This is a genomic window from Williamsia sp. M5A3_1d (assembly GCF_053345315.1).
In genome coordinates this window covers 396,109-411,467 of sequence record NZ_JBKEZX010000002.1, presented here as the reverse complement: position 1 = coordinate 411,467, position 15,359 = coordinate 396,109, and the positions used below count along the sequence as shown (strand labels likewise).

Annotated in this window: 15 protein-coding genes; 8 read left to right on the top strand and 7 right to left on the bottom strand. The window is 69.2% G+C overall.

The genetic code is table 11. The features are described from left to right. Positions 1–35: 35 nt before the first annotated feature. Positions 36–656, bottom strand: a complete 621-nt coding sequence (locus tag ACLBW1_RS09465; protein ID WP_447811580.1) for a TetR/AcrR family transcriptional regulator — start codon at positions 654–656, stop codon at positions 36–38. Positions 657–740: 84 nt separating this feature from the next. Between ACLBW1_RS09465 and ACLBW1_RS09460 the strand changes: the two genes are divergently transcribed. After that, positions 741–2,456 carry an N-acyl-D-amino-acid deacylase family protein gene (locus ACLBW1_RS09460; RefSeq protein WP_447811579.1) on the top strand — a complete coding sequence of 572 codons (1,716 nt, stop codon included), beginning with the start codon at positions 741–743 and terminating at the stop codon, positions 2,454–2,456. 19 nt (positions 2,457–2,475) lie between these two features. Here the strand turns inward: ACLBW1_RS09460 and ACLBW1_RS09455 are convergent, their stop codons facing one another. Continuing rightward, positions 2,476–2,775: a hypothetical protein gene (locus tag ACLBW1_RS09455; RefSeq protein WP_447811578.1), complete on the bottom strand. Its 300-nt coding sequence runs from the start codon at positions 2,773–2,775 to the stop codon at positions 2,476–2,478. A 129-nt stretch (positions 2,776–2,904) separates the two neighbouring features. On the opposite strand from ACLBW1_RS09455, the gene ACLBW1_RS09450 reads away from it, so the two are divergent. From ACLBW1_RS09450 to ACLBW1_RS09430, 5 genes are all read left to right on the top strand, one after another. Then, positions 2,905–3,123 carry a dodecin gene (locus tag ACLBW1_RS09450; protein WP_447811577.1) on the top strand — a complete coding sequence of 73 codons (219 nt, stop codon included), beginning with the start codon at positions 2,905–2,907 and terminating at the stop codon, positions 3,121–3,123. Between the two features lie 138 nt (positions 3,124–3,261). Beyond that, positions 3,262–4,893 carry an ABC transporter substrate-binding protein gene (locus ACLBW1_RS09445; RefSeq protein WP_447812148.1) on the top strand — a complete coding sequence of 544 codons (1,632 nt, stop codon included), beginning with the start codon at positions 3,262–3,264 and terminating at the stop codon, positions 4,891–4,893. Positions 4,894–4,897: 4 nt separating this feature from the next. Beyond that, on the top strand, positions 4,898–5,896 hold the full coding sequence (locus tag ACLBW1_RS09440; protein ID WP_447811576.1) for an ABC transporter permease: 999 nt from the start codon (positions 4,898–4,900) through the stop codon (positions 5,894–5,896). Next, a complete protein-coding gene (locus ACLBW1_RS09435) occupies positions 5,889–6,782 on the top strand; it encodes an ABC transporter permease (RefSeq protein ID WP_447811575.1) in 894 nt (297 codons plus the stop codon). Before ACLBW1_RS09440 ends, ACLBW1_RS09435 begins: the two co-directional genes overlap by 8 nt. After that, positions 6,779–8,407, top strand: coding sequence for a dipeptide ABC transporter ATP-binding protein (locus ACLBW1_RS09430; protein WP_447811574.1), 1,629 nt, complete (start codon positions 6,779–6,781; stop codon positions 8,405–8,407). Before ACLBW1_RS09435 ends, ACLBW1_RS09430 begins: the two co-directional genes overlap by 4 nt. A gap of 21 nt (positions 8,408–8,428) precedes the next feature. Here ACLBW1_RS09430 and cysC read toward each other — a convergent pair whose 3' ends face one another. From cysC to ACLBW1_RS09410, 4 genes are all read right to left on the bottom strand, one after another. Next, on the bottom strand, positions 8,429–10,303 hold the full coding sequence (gene cysC, locus ACLBW1_RS09425; RefSeq protein WP_447811573.1) for an adenylyl-sulfate kinase: 1,875 nt from the start codon (positions 10,301–10,303) through the stop codon (positions 8,429–8,431). Beyond that, entirely contained in the window at positions 10,303–11,232 is a 930-nt protein-coding gene (gene cysD / locus ACLBW1_RS09420) for a sulfate adenylyltransferase subunit CysD (protein ID WP_447811572.1), read from the bottom strand. The genes cysC and cysD overlap by 1 nt, the downstream gene beginning before the upstream one ends. Next, positions 11,229–12,047 (bottom strand): trehalose 2-sulfotransferase, encoded by an 819-nt coding sequence (stf0, locus tag ACLBW1_RS09415; protein ID WP_447811571.1) that lies wholly within the window; start codon positions 12,045–12,047, stop codon positions 11,229–11,231. The genes cysD and stf0 overlap by 4 nt, the downstream gene beginning before the upstream one ends. 67 nt (positions 12,048–12,114) lie before the next feature. Beyond that, on the bottom strand, positions 12,115–12,600 hold the full coding sequence (locus ACLBW1_RS09410; RefSeq protein ID WP_447811570.1) for a DUF309 domain-containing protein: 486 nt from the start codon (positions 12,598–12,600) through the stop codon (positions 12,115–12,117). A 109-nt stretch (positions 12,601–12,709) separates the two neighbouring features. Here ACLBW1_RS09410 and ACLBW1_RS09405 point away from each other — a divergent pair, with 109 nt between their 5' ends. Further along, on the top strand, positions 12,710–13,501 hold the full coding sequence (locus tag ACLBW1_RS09405; RefSeq protein ID WP_447811569.1) for an HpcH/HpaI aldolase family protein: 792 nt from the start codon (positions 12,710–12,712) through the stop codon (positions 13,499–13,501). Between the two features lie 7 nt (positions 13,502–13,508). Here the strand turns inward: ACLBW1_RS09405 and ACLBW1_RS09400 are convergent, their stop codons facing one another. Further along, entirely contained in the window at positions 13,509–14,720 is a 1,212-nt protein-coding gene (locus ACLBW1_RS09400; RefSeq protein WP_447811568.1) for an acyl-CoA dehydrogenase family protein, read from the bottom strand. A gap of 180 nt (positions 14,721–14,900) precedes the next feature. On the opposite strand from ACLBW1_RS09400, the gene ACLBW1_RS09395 reads away from it, so the two are divergent. Then, complete coding sequence (locus ACLBW1_RS09395) at positions 14,901–15,263, top strand: TraR/DksA family transcriptional regulator (RefSeq protein WP_447811567.1); 363 nt, start codon at positions 14,901–14,903, stop codon at positions 15,261–15,263. The last annotated feature ends 96 nt before the right edge of the window (positions 15,264–15,359 follow it).

Here is a 15,359-nt window from a genome sequence, read left to right as displayed (position 1 = left end):
CCGACTGCCGAGCGATGGCTCGGTCGTGCGTGCCGTCAACTCTGCTGCGCGGGTCGGGTGAGCAGCCCGCCGATCACGTCGCCGAGCAGGGTGGACGGCACCGCGTCGTCGTCGGCGAAGGCCTCTACCGACAGTCCGTTGATGAGGGCGAGGATCACCAGGGCCATCTGGTCGGCCGGTATGTCGAGCCGAACCGATGTCTGCGCCAGCGCGAACTCGATCCGCTCGGTGATCTGCGCGCGCACCGCTCGGCGATGTTCGGCGTAGGCGGCCCGTCGCTGCGGGTCGCGCATCGCCCGCACCCAGTACTCGAAGAACAACATCTGCCACTCACGGTTGCCGCTCATCGACGCCGTGAGACGCGTGCCGAGCTCGGCGATCGCGGCCTCGATCGTGGGGGGCAGATCGGCCAGCACCGCGACCGCCAGATCGGTGCGGGTGTCGATCTGTTGGTGCAGGAGCGCGTAGAAGAGGTCGTCCTTGCCGCCGAAGTTCGAGTAGACGGCGCCCTTGGTGAAACCTGCCGCCTCGGCGATCGCATCGACCCGGGCGTCGGCGAAACCCTTCGCCGCGAACTCGTCCCTCGCGGCGTCGAGGATGCGTGCGCGCACGTCGTCGCGGGACGGGCGCGACGGCACCGTTCTGTTCCTCGACACGCGGCAACACTAACTGCCCGAGTACGATACTGTCGGTATCCGATACCGATGGTATCGACCCGCGCCGGCCGACCAGGAGAAGCCATGACCCACTTCGACGTCCTCATCGTCAACGGCACCGTGTTCAGCGGAGACGACACCGCTCCGGTGCGCGCAGACGTCGGCATCTCCGGTGACACGGTGACCGCGATCGACGATTTGTCGGCGGCGACGGCGTCGCGGACCATCGACGCGGACGGCAAGTGGGTGATCCCGGGCATCCTCGACGTCCACACCCACTACGACGCCGAGGTGCTGGGCAATCCCGGTCTGGGGGAGTCGACTCGACATGGTGTGACGACGGTGGTGATGGGCAACTGCTCGCTGTCGACGGTCCACGGCACCCCCGACGACATCGCCGACTGCTTCGCCCGTGTCGAGGCGCTTCCGTGGGACGTGGTCGCGGGAGCGGTCAAGGAGCACAAGGTCTGGCACGACGCGGGCAGCTACGTCGAACACATCGACTCCTTGCCGCTGGGAGCCAACGTCGCTGCCTTCATCGGCCACTCCGACATCCGCACCACGGTGATGGGGATGGAACGATCGACTCGCGAGGCGGCGACGTCGGCGGAGATCGAGGAGATGAGCGCTCTGGTCGCCGACGCGCTCGACGCGGGCTTCGTCGGTCTGTCGACCATCCGCAGCTCGTTCTCCAAGCTCGAGGGGACCCGCTGGCCGGCGCGGCAGCTGCCGTCGACCTTCGGGACGTGGCGCGAGTTCCGCCGGCTCAACCGCGAGGTCCGCTCCCGCGGGCGCGTACACCAGAGCACCCCGAACCTCACGCGACGGCTCGAGATCGCCAAGTACTTCGCGCAGTCGATCCCCTTCGGTGGGCGACCGGCACTGCGCACCAGCCTCATCTCCGCGGCCGACATCAAAGCCGACCGCACCGTGATCAAAGCCGCCACCATCAGCGCGCGCATCATCAACCGGGTCTTCCAAGGCGACTTCCGTTGGCAGCATCTGCCGGTGCCGTTCGAGGTGTACGCCGACGGCGTCGATCTCGTGGTCTTCGAGGAATTCGGTTCGGGCACAGCGGCACTGGACATCCGCGACACGATGGAGCGGACCGAACTGTTGAAGGACGAGACCTACCGGCGGGCGTTCCGCAAAGACATCTCGAAGCGGTTCGGTCAGCGGGTGTGGCACCGTGACCTCGGTGACGCGTTCATCGTCTCGTGCGCCGACTCCTCGGTCGTGGGTCGGTCGTTCGCCGATGTCGCCGCCGACCGCGGTATCGACCCCGCGGACGCCTTGCTCGATCTGGCCGTGGAGCACGGCACCGATCTGCGATGGCGGACCGTGATCGCCAACGACCGCGACGACGAACTCGACTCCATCGCGCGCAGCGGCGAGGTCCAGGTGGGCTTCTCCGACTCGGGTGCGCATCTGCGCAACATGGCGTTCTACAACTTCGGTGTCCGGTTCCTCGAGCGGTGCCACGAGCGCGGGTTCATGCCGGTCCACTCGGCGGTACACCGGCTCACCGGCGAGTTGGCCGACTGGTACAGCCTCGACGCCGGCCACCTGCAGGTCGGTCGACGGGCCGATGTCGCGGTGATCGATCCCGCCGGGTTCGACGGCTCGTCGGCGCGCTACGCCGAGGCCGAACTCCCGGGGACGGGGGTGTCACGGATGGTCAACCGCAACGACGCGGCGGTCGCGGCGACCGTCGTCGGCGGCCAGATCGTGGCCGAGTACGGCACGCTCGCGCCGGTCACCACACGTGCCGGTCGGTTCCTGCGGGCGCGTACACGCTGACCATGACGCCCTGTCGGGGTCAGTCCGGCCGTGCGACGTCGGCCTCCCACCGTGCGCGGCGTTCGGCCATCGTCTGCTCCCACCAGGGAGTGCCGCGCTCGCCCAGGGCGAGCTTCGTCGCCTGCACCCCGGCGCGTGATTCCGGCGCTCCGCTGGTGCGCTTCACCTCGCGGCGCCACGCCATCAGGATCGACCGCAGTTCGGCGTCGCGCTCGGCGGGGATCTCCGGATCGGTGGCGCGCCACCTGCGGCCCTTCACCACGATGTAGCGCCCGTCGGGGGTGCGCTCGGGTCCGTCGCTCGTGGCATCGCCGCTCATGGGTCAACGGTGCCACGTTTCCCCCGGGCTGGGTCGAACCGTCCCGCCGGCGGCGCACCCGGACCTAGGGTGACGGTTGTACCGCGTTCCACGACAGGGACATTCGCCACCGGCCCAAGGGAGAACCACATGAGCGACAGCGTCTACCGCATCACCGAGATCGTCGGGGCGTCGCAGACCAGCATCGACGACGCCATCAAGGGCGCGATCGCCCGCGCGAACAAGACCGTGCGCAACCTCGAGTGGTTCGAGGTCGTCGAGACCCGCGGCCACATCGAGAACGGCGAGGTTGCCCACTTCCAGGTGACCCTCAAAGTCGGCTTCCGACTCGCCGAAGAAGGGGAGTAGCCCCAGGACCGCGGCGGGCGGCCGAGGATATTCCCGGTCGCCTCCCGTCGGCGGCATACCGTCAGCGTGGGCGCAACCCTGTCGGGTGCGGCGGGGTCGCGCCGAGGATCGTCTGTGATGCGCACCGTCTCTGCCCCGATGAAGTCCCGCCCCGCCTCCGCCACGAGATCGGCACGCGTGGCGATGCTCGCGACGGCACTCGTGCTGGTCGTGGCGGGATGCGCCGGCACGGGCGTCGGGGGTGACGACAGCGGTCCGCCGCAGCGCGGGGGCACGCTCAAGTACGGGCTCTCCCTCGCGCCGACATGCGCCGATCCGGCGCAGTCCTCGAGCAATCAGACCATCTACGTCACCCGCCAGATCGTCGACTCGCTCACCGATCAGAACCCCAGGACAGGCGAGATCGTGCCGTGGCTCGCGCAGAGCTGGCAGGTCGACACCACCTCGCGCGAGTTCACTTTCCGCCTACGTCCGGGCGTCACGTTCAGCGACGGCACGCCGGTCGACGCGACCGCCGTCGCACGCACCCTCGATGCGATCGTGAAGAAACTGGGCGGGGTCAAGGCGCCGCTCGCCGCCAGCTACCTCGCCGGCTACACCGGTACCACCGTTGTCGATCCGCTCACCGCGCGCGTGACCTTCTCCGCCCCGAACGGCCAATTCCTGCAGGCGTCGTCGACACCGCAGCTCGGCATCCTCGCGGCATCGACGAACGCCGAATCGCCCGAGACGAGGTGCCAGTCGGGGATCGTCGGATCAGGGCCGTTCACCTACGCCGACTACCAGCAGGACCGTTCGGCCAAGCTCGTTCGACGCGCCGGATACGCCTGGGGTTCGGCGGCTTTCGGGCACACCGGCGAGCCGTATCTCGACGCGATCCAGTTTACCGTGGTCCCGGAGTCGGGGGTGCGCACCGGCGCCGTGTCCTCAGGTCAGCTCGACGCCGTCAGCGACGCGCTACCGCAGGATGCGCCCCTGATCGAGAACACCGGCGGCGCCATCAGGACCACACCCAACCCGGGCCTCACCTTCGGCCTCCAGCCCAACGTGTCGCGCGGCGTCCTCGCCGACCCTGCGGTGCGGCGTGCCCTGATCCCGGCCATCGACCGCAAGGAACTGGTCGACACCGTTCTCGGCGACGACTTCTTGCCGGCGACGGGGGTGCTGTCGGTGAAGACCCCGGGCTACCGGCGTGCCGACGCGGTCACCTTCGACCCCGATCGCGCGAGATCGATCCTGCAGCAGGCCGGCTGGACGCCCGGATCAGACGGCATCCGGACCAAGAACGGCACGCGGTTGCGCTTCTCCATTTTGTTCAGCGCAGTGTTCGCCGGCAATCAGACCATTCTCGAGCTCGTGCAACAGCAGCTCCGGAAGGTCGGGGTGGATGCGCAGCTCGACCTGGTGTCGCTCCCCGAGTCGGTCTCGCGCCAGAACAGCGGTGATTTCGAGGCGACGTACTACAACTCGACCCGCGGCGACGGCGACATCCTGCGGACGTCGTTCTCGGTGGAGCAGCGAAACCTCAACCAACAGGCCACACCCATCCCGGCCCTCGAGCAGGCCTTCGTCGGCGAGTTGTCGACGACCGACGTCGACGCGCGCAACAGGTTCTTCGCGCAGGCGCAGCAGCAGATCCTCGACAACGGTCTGTGGATCCCCACAATCGAGCTGTCGCAGGCGATCGGCGTCGGGCCCCGGGCGCACGCGATCACCTTCGACGCGTCGGCTCGGCTCCAGTTCTACGACACCTGGGTGAACGGAGGCTGATGACATGGTCCGCTATCTGACCCTGCGGGTGCTACAGGCGATCGGTGTGCTGTGGGCGGCGTTCACGGTGTCGTTCGTCGTGTTGTTCCTGCTGCCGTCGGATCCGGTGAGCCTGGCCGCCGAGGGCGGGGGCGCGGGCACCCCGGTCGACAAGGCGGCCATCGCCGAACTGCAGTCCCGTTACGGACTCGACCAACCCGTGTGGGAGCAGTACTGGACCGCGCTCACCCACGCCGTGCGCGGCGACCTCGGGTTCTCCATCTCGACCGGGCAGACGGTGACCGGCGCCATCGCCGCGGCGATCCCCAGCACCCTGGCGCTCGCGGTGACGGCGCTGGCGCTGGCCGTCGGAGGTGGCGGACTGCTCGCGTTCCTCGGCGTCTACACCCGCGTCCGCTGGCTGCGGACCCTGTTGTTGTCGCTGCCGCCGCTCGGCGTGGCCGTGCCGACCTTCTGGGTGGGACTGATCCTGCTGCAGTGCTTCTCGTTCGGACTCCCGGTGTTCCCGGCGTTCGGCGACCGCACCCCGGCCGCGGTGGTGTTGCCGGCCATCACCCTGGCCATCCCCACCGGGGCGGTGATCGCGCAGGTGCTGGCCAACTCGCTGATCTCCACGTGGCGCGAACCGTTCGTCGAGGTCGCGGCGACCAAGGGGGCGTCGCGCTGGTACATCCACACCCGACACGTGTTCCGGCTCGCCACCGTTCCGACGCTGACCATCGCCGGAGTGCTCGTCGGCGAACTGCTGGCCGGATCGGTGGTGGTCGAGACCGTGTTCGCACGAGCCGGGGTCGGTCGGCTGACGCAGACATCGGTGCTGTCGCAGGACATCCCGGTGGTGCAGGGTGTCGTCGTGCTGACGTCGCTGGTGTACGTGATCGTCACCCTGGCCGTCGACATCGTGTACCCGTTCATCGATCCCCGGATCGTCGAGGGCAGGCGAAGCCGTCGCGCGTCCACCGCCCCGAAGGCCGAGGCGACATCGGAGGAAGCCCATGTCTGACCATCTGGTGATCGAATCGCCTCGACTCGACGAGCCGGCGCCGGCGACGGGTGCAGCACGCCCCGTCGTGCGGCGATTCGTGTTGTCGCAGTGGGGTGGCCGCGTGTCGGTGGCGCTGTCGGGGCTCGTGGTCCTCATCGTCATCGGATGGGCAGCGGTGCCGTCGCTGTTCGCGAGTGGCGACCCGCTCACCGGCACCCCGCGTGAGAAGTTGCAGCCCCCGAGCCTTTCCCACTGGTTCGGCACCGACAACATCGGTCGCGACGTGTACACCCGCGTGGTGCACGGATCGCAGCTGTCGCTGACCGCCACGCTGCTCGCCGTCGGCATCGCCTTGGTCGCGGGCTCGATCGTGGGCCTGCTCGCCGGCGCGATCGGCGGACCCGTCGACGCACTGTTGATGCGCATCGTCGATGTACTGCTGTCGATCCCGCTGCTGCTGTTGTCGCTCGCCCTGGTCACCGCGCTCGGGTTCGGCACGATCAACGTGGCCATCGCCGTCGGTGTCACGATGGTCGCCAGTTTCGCCCGGGTCATGCGGTCGGAGGTGCTGCGGGTGCGCCGCGCTCCCTACGTGGAGGCGGCGTTCGCGGTCGGATCGCGGTGGCCTCGTGTGCTGGTGCACCACATCCTGCGCAACTCCTACGCGCCGGTGATCGGCTTGGCCGCGGTCCAGTTCGGGATGGCTGTTCTCGCGGTGTCGGCGCTGAGCTTCCTCGGCTACGGTGCGAAACCGCCGACACCGGAATGGGGTTCGCTGGTGTCGGAGGGTCGCAACTACCTGGCGACGGCATGGTGGCTGACCACGGTGCCCGGCCTGGTGATCATCGCGGTGGTGCTCAGCGCGCATCGGCTCGGTCGCGCCGTCCAGGACCGTCGATCGTGACGCGCGAGCGCGAGTTGTTGCTGGAGATCAACGGGCTGCGGATCGCCTATGGGGACACCGAGGTGGTGCACGGGGTCGATCTCACCGTCGACCGAGGCGAGGTGGTCGCACTGGTCGGCGAATCCGGTTCGGGGAAGACCACTCTGGCGCACGCCGTGGTCGGGCTCCTGCCTCCCGGCGGCGAGGTGACCAGAGGCGAGATCCGGTTCGATGGCGAGCGCATCGACTCCGCACCTCCCCGTCGACTGGAGAGACTTCGCGGCGCGCACATCGGTGTCGTACCCCAGGATCCGACGTCGTCGCTGAACCCGGTGCGGCGCATCGGCGACCAGGTGGCCGAGATCCTCCGCATCCACGGTCGTGCCACGCGGCGCACCGCCGCCCTCGAAGCGGTCCGCATCCTCGACGAGGCGGGCATCGATCGCCCCGCCGTCCGCGCTCGGCAGCATCCATCGGAACTGTCCGGCGGGCAACGCCAACGCGTCCTCATCGGCATCGCGCTCGCCTGTTCACCCCAGCTCGTGATCGCCGACGAGCCCACCAGCGCACTCGACGTGACCGTGCAGAAGCGGATCCTCGATCACCTCGACGAGCGCGTCGACTCCACCGGCGCCGCAGTCCTGTTCATCACGCACGACCTCGGGGTCGCGGCCGACCGGGCCGATCGCATCGTGGTGCTGCGTGACGGGGTCATCGTCGAGGACGGGCCGACGGCGCAGATCCTCGCCTCGCCGGAGCACGAGTACACCCGCCACCTACTGGCCGCCGCGCCCAGCCTGTCGCAGCCGCGGACCCGTCGGACGCCGCCGCGGGTGGACGGGTCGCCGCTGCTGTCGCTGCAGGAGGTCGGCAAGACCTTCCGGGCCGGAGGCGAGGAACTCGTCGCCGTCGACGGTGTGTCCCTCGAGATCCGGCGCGGGCAGACGGTGTCGCTGGTGGGCGAGAGCGGCTCGGGCAAGTCCACCACCGCCCGCATCGCCGCTCGACTCGAGACGCCGACCACCGGATCCGTGCACTTCGACGGCGCCGACATCAGCAGAGCACGCGGAAATCAGCTACGGGTATTCCGCCGTCGAGTCCAGTTCGTGCACCAGAACCCGTACCTGTCGCTCGATCCGAGCCTGTCGGTCGGTGACACGATCGCCGAACCGTTGCGAGCCTTCGGTGTCGGCGACCGATCCGGCCGTCGGACGCGGGTCGCCGAACTCCTCGCGAGCGTGTCGCTCCCGGGCGACGTCGCAGACCGTCGGCCGGCCCGACTCTCGGGGGGACAGCGTCAGCGGGTCGCGATCGCACGGGCGCTGGCGCTCGAACCCGATCTGGTGATCCTCGACGAACCCGTGTCCGCACTGGACGTCTCGGTGCAGGCGACGATCCTGCAGCTGCTCGACGACCTGCAGCGCGACCTCGGTCTGACCTACCTGTTCATCTCCCACGATCTGGCCGTGGTGCGGCAGATCAGCGACGAGGTCGCGGTGATGCGGGCGGGGCGCATCGTCGAACACGGCGACGCCGCATCGGTGTTTGACTCGCCCTCGCATCCGTACACGGCCGAACTGCGCGACGCGGTCCCCGGGCGGGGTCATGTGCCCGATCGACGAGTGGAAGTGCCCGATCGACGCTGATGAGTGCCCGATCGACGGGGGTCAGGGGCGGGGGGCGACCTCGTCGAGGACGGCGAGGATCTGACGCACCAGGTCGTCGATGTCGGCGTCGGTGGTGTCGATGGTGAGATCCGGGTTCAGTGGTGCCTCATACGGCGCATCGATCCCGGTGAGGCCCTTCAGTTCCCCTGCACGGGCGCGGGCGTAGAGCCCCTTGGGGTCGCGACGTTCACACTCGGCGAGCGGGGTCGAGACCGCGACCTCGACGAACGGCAGATCGGCCGCGTCGTTGAGAGCACGGGCGATGGCCCGATCGGATTCGAGCGGCGACACCAGCGACGCGATGGCGACGACACCCGCATCGGCGAGCAGGCGGGTCAGGTGCCCGACCCGGCGGATGTTCTCCGCCCGGTCACCCGGGGTGAACCCGAGATCGTCCGACAGGCCGTGCCGCACGTTGTCGCCGTCGAGAAGGTACGCGGTGCGGCCGGATTCGACGAGCGCTCGCTCGAGCGCCACCGCGACGGTCGACTTGCCCGACGCCGGGAGCCCGGTGAGCCACACCGTCGCGCCGGACTGGCCGGTGGCACCCCAGCGGTGCGCCCGATTGAGGGCCGACGGATGCCACTTCACGTCCTTGCGGACCTGGGCGCCGGGCTTCACCTCGCGGGCGTCGAGGATGGTGCCCGCGCCGACGGTGTCGTTGGTGGTCTCGTCGATGAGGATGAACGCGCCGGCATCGCGGTTGCCGATGTAGGGGTCGGCCACCACGATCGAGCTGGTGCGCAGCGTCACCACACCGATGTCGTTGAGCGCCAACTCGACCGGGCTGTCCTGGGAGTCGAGGGTCTCGGGATCCAGTCGCGACGACAAGCCCTGCACGGTGGCGCGCACGGTGGTCGCGGTGTGCTTGAGCGACAACCGGTCCCCGGCCCGCAACGGGGTCTCGCCGAACCAGCAGACGGTGGCGTCGAGTTCGCGGGCGAGCACGGGCACATGTGCGGCGTCGTCGCCGCTGACGAGCACATCGCCGCGGCCGATGTCGATGTCGTCGGCGAGCTGCACCGCCACCGACAGTGGGGCGACCGCGACATCCCGGTCGTCGTCGAGGGTGTCGAGCGCGGTGACCGTGCTGCGTGATCCCGACGGCAGCGCCACGATCGGATCGCCCACGGCGAGGGTGCCCGCCGACAGCCGGCCCGTGTAGCGACGACGCTCGGTGCCCACCGGCCGCGACACCCACTGCACCGGCAACCGTAGTTCGGTCGACTGCGCCGACGGTGCGACCAGTTCGATCGACTCGAGGTGTTCGAGCAGGGTGGGCCCGGTGTACCAGGGTGTGTTCGCCGACCGGTGCACCACGTTGTCGCCGGCTTTGGCCGCCAGCGGGATCACGGTCAGGTCGTCGGCGCCGAGACGGTCGGCCAGCGCGCGCAACTCGGTCTCCAGCTCGGAGAACCGCGCTTCGTCGAAGTCGATCAGGTCGATCTTGTTGACCGCGGCGACGAGGTGTTTCACGTTGAGGAGGGTCGCGATCCGCGCGTGCCGACGCGTCTGGCGCAGCACACCGGCGCTCGCGTCGACCAACAGGATCGCGACGTGTGCGGTGGATGCACCGGTGAACATGTTGCGCGTGTAGCGCTCGTGGCCGGGGGTGTCGGCGAGGATGTAGTTGCGGGTCTCGGTGGAGAAGAAGCGATAGGCGACATCGATGGTGATGCCCTGCTCCTGCTCGGCGCGCAGACCGTCCGACAGCGCCGCGAGATCGGGGACCCCGTCTTTGAGGACCGCCTCGATGTGGTCGAGCGGCAGGCTGTCGGTGTCGAACATGAGGCGACCGATGAGTGTCGACTTGCCGTCGTCGACCGAGCCGGCGGTGGCCAGACGCAGCAGTTGGCGGTGGGTGTGGGTGCTCATCAGAAGTATCCTTCGCGTTTGCGGTCTTCCATCGCCGCGATCGACGTGCGGTCATCGGCGCGGGTCTCCCCGCGTTCGGACACCGTGGCCGCAGAGATCTCGGCGATCACGCCCGCGATGTCGGTGGCGTGCGAGCGCACCGCGCCGGTGATGGTGAGGTCGCCCACGGTGCGGTAGCGGACCCACTCCACCGCGGCGCTCTCCGACTCGCCGGGCGTGGTGAACTCCGATGTGGCGAGCAGGATCCCGTCGCGCTCGAACACCTCGCGCTCGTGCGCGAAGTAGATCGACGGCAGCTCGAGCCCCTCGAGTTCGATGTAGCGCCAGATGTCGAGTTCGGTCCAGTTGCTCAGCGGGAACACCCGTACCTGCTCGCCCCGACGGATGCGCCCGTTGTAGAGCGACCACGGCTCGGGTCGCTGTGCGCGCGGGTCCCATTGGCCGAACTCGTCGCGGAAGCTGAGCACCCGCTCCTTCGCGCGGGCACGCTCCTCGTCACGACGTGCGCCGCCGAACGCGGCGTCGTAGCGTCCTGCCTCCAGCGCGTCGAGCAGGGTGCGGGTCTGCAGTCGGTTGCGAGAGGCGTTGGGGCCCCCGATCTCCTGGGCGCGCCCAGAGTCGATCGACTCCTGCACCGAACCCACCACGAGGGTGTGTCCGGCGTCGCCGAGGCGGCGGTCGCGGAACTCGATGACCTCGCCGAAGTTGTGGCCGGTGTCGACGTGAAGCACGGGGAAGGGTAGCGGGGAGGGCCGAAAGGCTTTCTCGGCCAGCCGCAGCAGGACGATCGAGTCCTTGCCCGCGGAGAACAGCAGCACGGGGCGTTCGAGTTCGGCCACCACCTCGCGGATGATGTGGACCGACTCGGCCTCCAGGGCGCGTAGTTCGTCGACGTGGGTGGTGTCGTCGGTGAGCGTGGGCACGGTCATGTGGACGCTCCTTTCTCGAGGGGGTCGGTGCCGTGGGTGTCGCGCTGGTATCGGGCTATCCAGTCCGACGATCGCGCATTGGCCTGTCGTTGCAGTGCCGGTGGGGGAGCCAGCGCCGGATCGAGGTCCAACGCCTCGAGCACCCGGGCCACCTCGGCGGTGGTGTCGTGCGCCAGTCGTCGGTAGTCGATCTCGATGGGGGAGATGTCGGCCTCGACGAACCAGCGCCGCCAACTGCGTTCCTGCTCGGCGAGGATCTGGTGCAGGTGCGCGATGCCACCCGCGTGGTACTCGGCGCGGGCGTCGACCTCGGGATCGGCGGCGCCGCGCCAGACGCGCGTCTGCACGGCCCGCCACATCGAGACCGCCTGCGCGGCGATGTCGTCGCGATACACGTGGACGTACACCACGTCGGGGCCGAGCAGGTCCTCGATCGCCGAAAGCAGATCGGTACCCGAGCGGTTCGGCAGGCCCGCGGCGTGCGCGGTGAGCAGCGGCGTCTGGTTCCACATCAGCTTGCCGCCCCAGACCCCGTTGTCGGTGGCGCCGGCTGTGCGGATCCGCTCGGCCCACTCCTGCGCGGTCTCGGTCTGCGGGGTCCCGGGTTCGAGCGGGTCGAGCAACCGCAGGATCGACTCGTCGGTGACATCGGCGAACCACTCGCGCGGTTGCGGGGCGAGGTCGCTGTGGGGCAGGTACTGGAAGAACTCCTCGGGGTGCCCGGCCTGTCCGGTGGCGCGCAGCGACTCCACGAGCAGCGTGCTCCCGCTGCGTTGGGTCGCGAGCACCAGGTAGGCGCGTGGAGTGCTGGTCACCGATGGATCTTAGCGACCGCGTGGCCCTGGGGCCGCTGTGCAGCAGGACTTTTGGCTCAGCGTGCGCCTAAGGGTTGTCGGTCGCTGCCCGACGCCGCAGGGGGGGCGGGGGGCCGTCGTCCGGATCGCGCGCGAAGGCGATGAGCCCGGCGACGTCGATGCCGTGCGGCGGCTGCGACGAATACCGTTCCAGGCCGGTCACCGATCGGTCGAAGAGGCGTCGTGAACCCACGGGACGTCCCCGCATCCGATGGGTGAGCCCGACGGCCCACTGCGCGAGAGCCTTCCACAGCTCGGTATCGGTGTCACCTCGATCGCGAGCGGCCTTCCAGGCGTCTTCGAACACCTCGTGGGCGTGGAAGGGTCGACCGGTGTCGAGGAGGTGCTGCGCCTCGTTCAGGGTCTCGTCCACCGTGCGCACGACACCCTCGGGCGCTCGCGGCACCCCCTGGGCGCCGCGGGGGAGCGGCCGCCCCAGCCCGTCGCGGGGTCGGGCGTTGCGTGGGCGGCCGTCGGGGTCCCTGTCCCGTCGGTCGCCGCTCACACCTGTCATCGGTCCACCCTGCCACGACACTAAATTGCATTATTTTCGGTCACATCGCCGTTGACGCCCCGGTTGCCGCGACGACAGGGTGAGAGCCAGGCAACAGAAGGGCTCACACATGGACGCCATCACATTCGCACGCACCATCCGGGCGCGCGACGAGTCGATCGGATACTGGGTGACGCTCGACGCGCCGCCGGCCACCGAGCGCATCGCACGCGTCGGCTACGACTTCGTCTGCCTCGACGAGCAGCACGGGATGATGGGCTACGCGGGCATCCTCAACGGCATGATGGCGATCGACGCCGGTCGCACCGCCGTCGGACTCGTCCGCGTCGGGGAGAACTCCGAACGTCTCATCGAACGCGCACTCGACGCCGGCGCCGTCGGCGTGATCGTGCCGATGGTGAACACCGCGGCCGACGCGGTGCACGCGGTCGCCGCGACCCGCTACGCCCCGCTCGGTGTGCGCTCCTACGGGCCGGCACGGTCGGCGCTGCGGATCGGGCCGCGCCCTGCCGAGGCCAACGAGGCGACGGTCGTGATCGCGATGATCGAGACCCTCGAATCGCTCGAGAACATCGAATCCATCTGTGCCGTGGACGGTCTCGACGGCGTCTACGTCGGTCCGTCCGATCTGTCGATCGCGCTGGGCGGCGCTTACCCGTACGACCCGTCGATCGGCGAGGTGTACGAGCAGGCGTTGACCACCGTCGCCGACGCCGCGCGACGCCACGGGGTCGCGGCGGGTATCCACGCCCCCGACGGCGCCACCGCGGCACTGCGGATCGACCGCGGTTACACCTTCGTCTGCATCGCCAACGACCTCACGCACCTCGAGGTCGCCGCGGCCACCCACCTGCACGCCGCGCGGGCCGGCGTCCGGGACGCCGAGACCGTCTCGCGCTGAACCGTTCTCAGGTCAGTCGCACGCCCGAGATGGCGCGGGCGATCACGAGCTGCTGGATCTGCTCGGTGCCCTCGAAGATGTCGAAGATCTTGGCGTCGCGGTGCATCCGCTCCACCGGGTACTCGCGGGTGTAGCCGACACCGCCCAGAATCTGGATCGCGCGCTCGGTCGACCACACCGCGACGCGGCCGGCCTTGAGCTTGCTCATCGATCCCTCGGCCGCGGCGAACGGCTGCTTCGCCGCACCCATCCAGGCGGCGCGGCGCACCAGCAGTCGTGCCGCGTCGATCTCGGTGGCCATGTCGGCCAACAGGAACGAGATCGCCTGGTTCTCGATGATCGGCTTGCCGAACACCACGCGATCCTTCGAGTACTCGAGGGCGTACTCGTACGCGGCTCGAGCCACGCCGATCGCCATCGCGCCCACGGTGGGGCGCGTTGTCTCGAACGTCGCCATCGCGGCCTGGGCGCCGGTCTTGCGACCCTCCTTCGCACGAGCGATCTTCGCGTCGAGCTTCTCCTTACCGCCGAGCAGCGCGCTGCCGGGCACGCGGACGTCGTCGAAGAAGATGTCGGCGGTGTTCGAGGCGTGCAATCCGTGCTTGCGCAGCTTCTTCGGCGAGGCGATGCCCGCGGTGTCGGACGTGAGCACGAACGCCGCCTGTCCACGGGAGCCGAGGCCGGGCTCGACGACGGCCTGTACCACCAGCACGTCGGCGATACCGCCGTTGGTCACCCAGGCCTTCTGTCCGGAGATCACCCACTCGTCGGAGGCCTCGTCGTACTTGGCGGTGGTGCGCATGTTCGCCACGTCGGAACCGGCCTCGGGTTCCGAGGAACAGAACCCGGCGACCTTCACCTCGTCGGCGGTGCCGTAGCAGCGGGGGACCCACTCGATGATCTGCTCCACCGTTCCCGCCGCGGCGATCCCGGCCGCGGCCAGGCCCGTGCCCATGATCGCCAGACCGATGCCGCCGTCACCCCAGAAGAGTTCCTCGGTGAGGATCGGGAAGCTCTGGCCGCTCTCGTCCTCGCGCAGGTTCGACATGATCTCGAACCCGTAGAGCCCCGCCTTGGCTGCCTCCTGCAGCACCGGCCACGGCGTCTCCTCGCTCTCGTCGTACTCCGCCGCGGCGGGCCGGATCGTCTTCTCGGCGAACTCGTGCGCCCAGTCGCGAAGCGTGATGTGGTCGTCGGTCAGAGCCAGCGAGAACGTCATCGAACGCCTTTCGTACAGGTGAGGATCGGCGCGGAGTGACGCGATCTCCTCGACTCTAGGGTCGGGGGTCGTGGCGCGCCGAGAGATCGACGCAAGACCGGTCGTTGCCCGTCGGCAGACCCCGGCGCGCTGTGACCTTCTCCCATCGGCGGTGTCGGGGGCGCGCCGTACCGTTCGCCCATGGATCCCGGGATGGCACGCGGTCTGCTCGACGCCGAACGCGCGGAGGCATCGGCGCTCATCGACTCGATGCGTGCCCGTCTCGCAGCGGTCGTCGACGCGTCGATCGACGAACACGCCGATGACGAACACGATCCGGAGGGTTCGACGCTGGCGTTCGAACGAGGACAGCTCGTCGCCCAGATCGAACGGTCGACTCAGCGCGTCGCCGAGGTCGACGCGGCGCTGGCACGTCTCGAGGCCGGCACCTTCGGGCAGTGCCTCGACTGCGGCCGCGACATCGCAGAGGTGCGACTCGAGGCGCTGCCGGCCACCGGGGTCTGCATCAGCTGTGCCTCCCGGCGTCATCGATCGCGGTGGTGACCGCATTTACTTGCAGCGTGAAGTGAACTGCTGATACTTTTGCTTCACGCATGAAGTGAACTGATGCGTCCCCCTGCTCGACCGCCCGCGAAAGGC

Excerpts from the sequence above, each read along its gene's own strand:
- ACLBW1_RS09405 (WP_447811569.1), top strand. The coding sequence starts at position 12,710 with ATGGACGCCATCACATTCGCACGCACCATCCGGGCGCGCGACGAGTCG.
- ACLBW1_RS09410 (WP_447811570.1), bottom strand. The coding sequence starts at position 12,600 with ATGACAGGTGTGAGCGGCGACCGACGGGACAGGGACCCCGACGGCCGC.
- ACLBW1_RS09435 (WP_447811575.1), top strand. The coding sequence starts at position 5,889 with ATGTCTGACCATCTGGTGATCGAATCGCCTCGACTCGACGAGCCGGCG.
- cysD (WP_447811572.1), bottom strand. The coding sequence starts at position 11,232 with ATGACCGTGCCCACGCTCACCGACGACACCACCCACGTCGACGAACTA.
- ACLBW1_RS09450 (WP_447811577.1), top strand. The coding sequence starts at position 2,905 with ATGAGCGACAGCGTCTACCGCATCACCGAGATCGTCGGGGCGTCGCAG.
- ACLBW1_RS09460 (WP_447811579.1), top strand. The coding sequence starts at position 741 with ATGACCCACTTCGACGTCCTCATCGTCAACGGCACCGTGTTCAGCGGA.
- ACLBW1_RS09455 (WP_447811578.1), bottom strand. The coding sequence starts at position 2,775 with ATGAGCGGCGATGCCACGAGCGACGGACCCGAGCGCACCCCCGACGGG.
- ACLBW1_RS09445 (WP_447812148.1), top strand. The coding sequence starts at position 3,262 with ATGAAGTCCCGCCCCGCCTCCGCCACGAGATCGGCACGCGTGGCGATG.
- ACLBW1_RS09395 (WP_447811567.1), top strand. The coding sequence starts at position 14,901 with ATGGATCCCGGGATGGCACGCGGTCTGCTCGACGCCGAACGCGCGGAG.
- ACLBW1_RS09400 (WP_447811568.1), bottom strand. The coding sequence starts at position 14,720 with ATGACGTTCTCGCTGGCTCTGACCGACGACCACATCACGCTTCGCGAC.
- ACLBW1_RS09440 (WP_447811576.1), top strand. The coding sequence starts at position 4,898 with ATGGTCCGCTATCTGACCCTGCGGGTGCTACAGGCGATCGGTGTGCTG.
- cysC (WP_447811573.1), bottom strand. The coding sequence starts at position 10,303 with ATGAGCACCCACACCCACCGCCAACTGCTGCGTCTGGCCACCGCCGGC.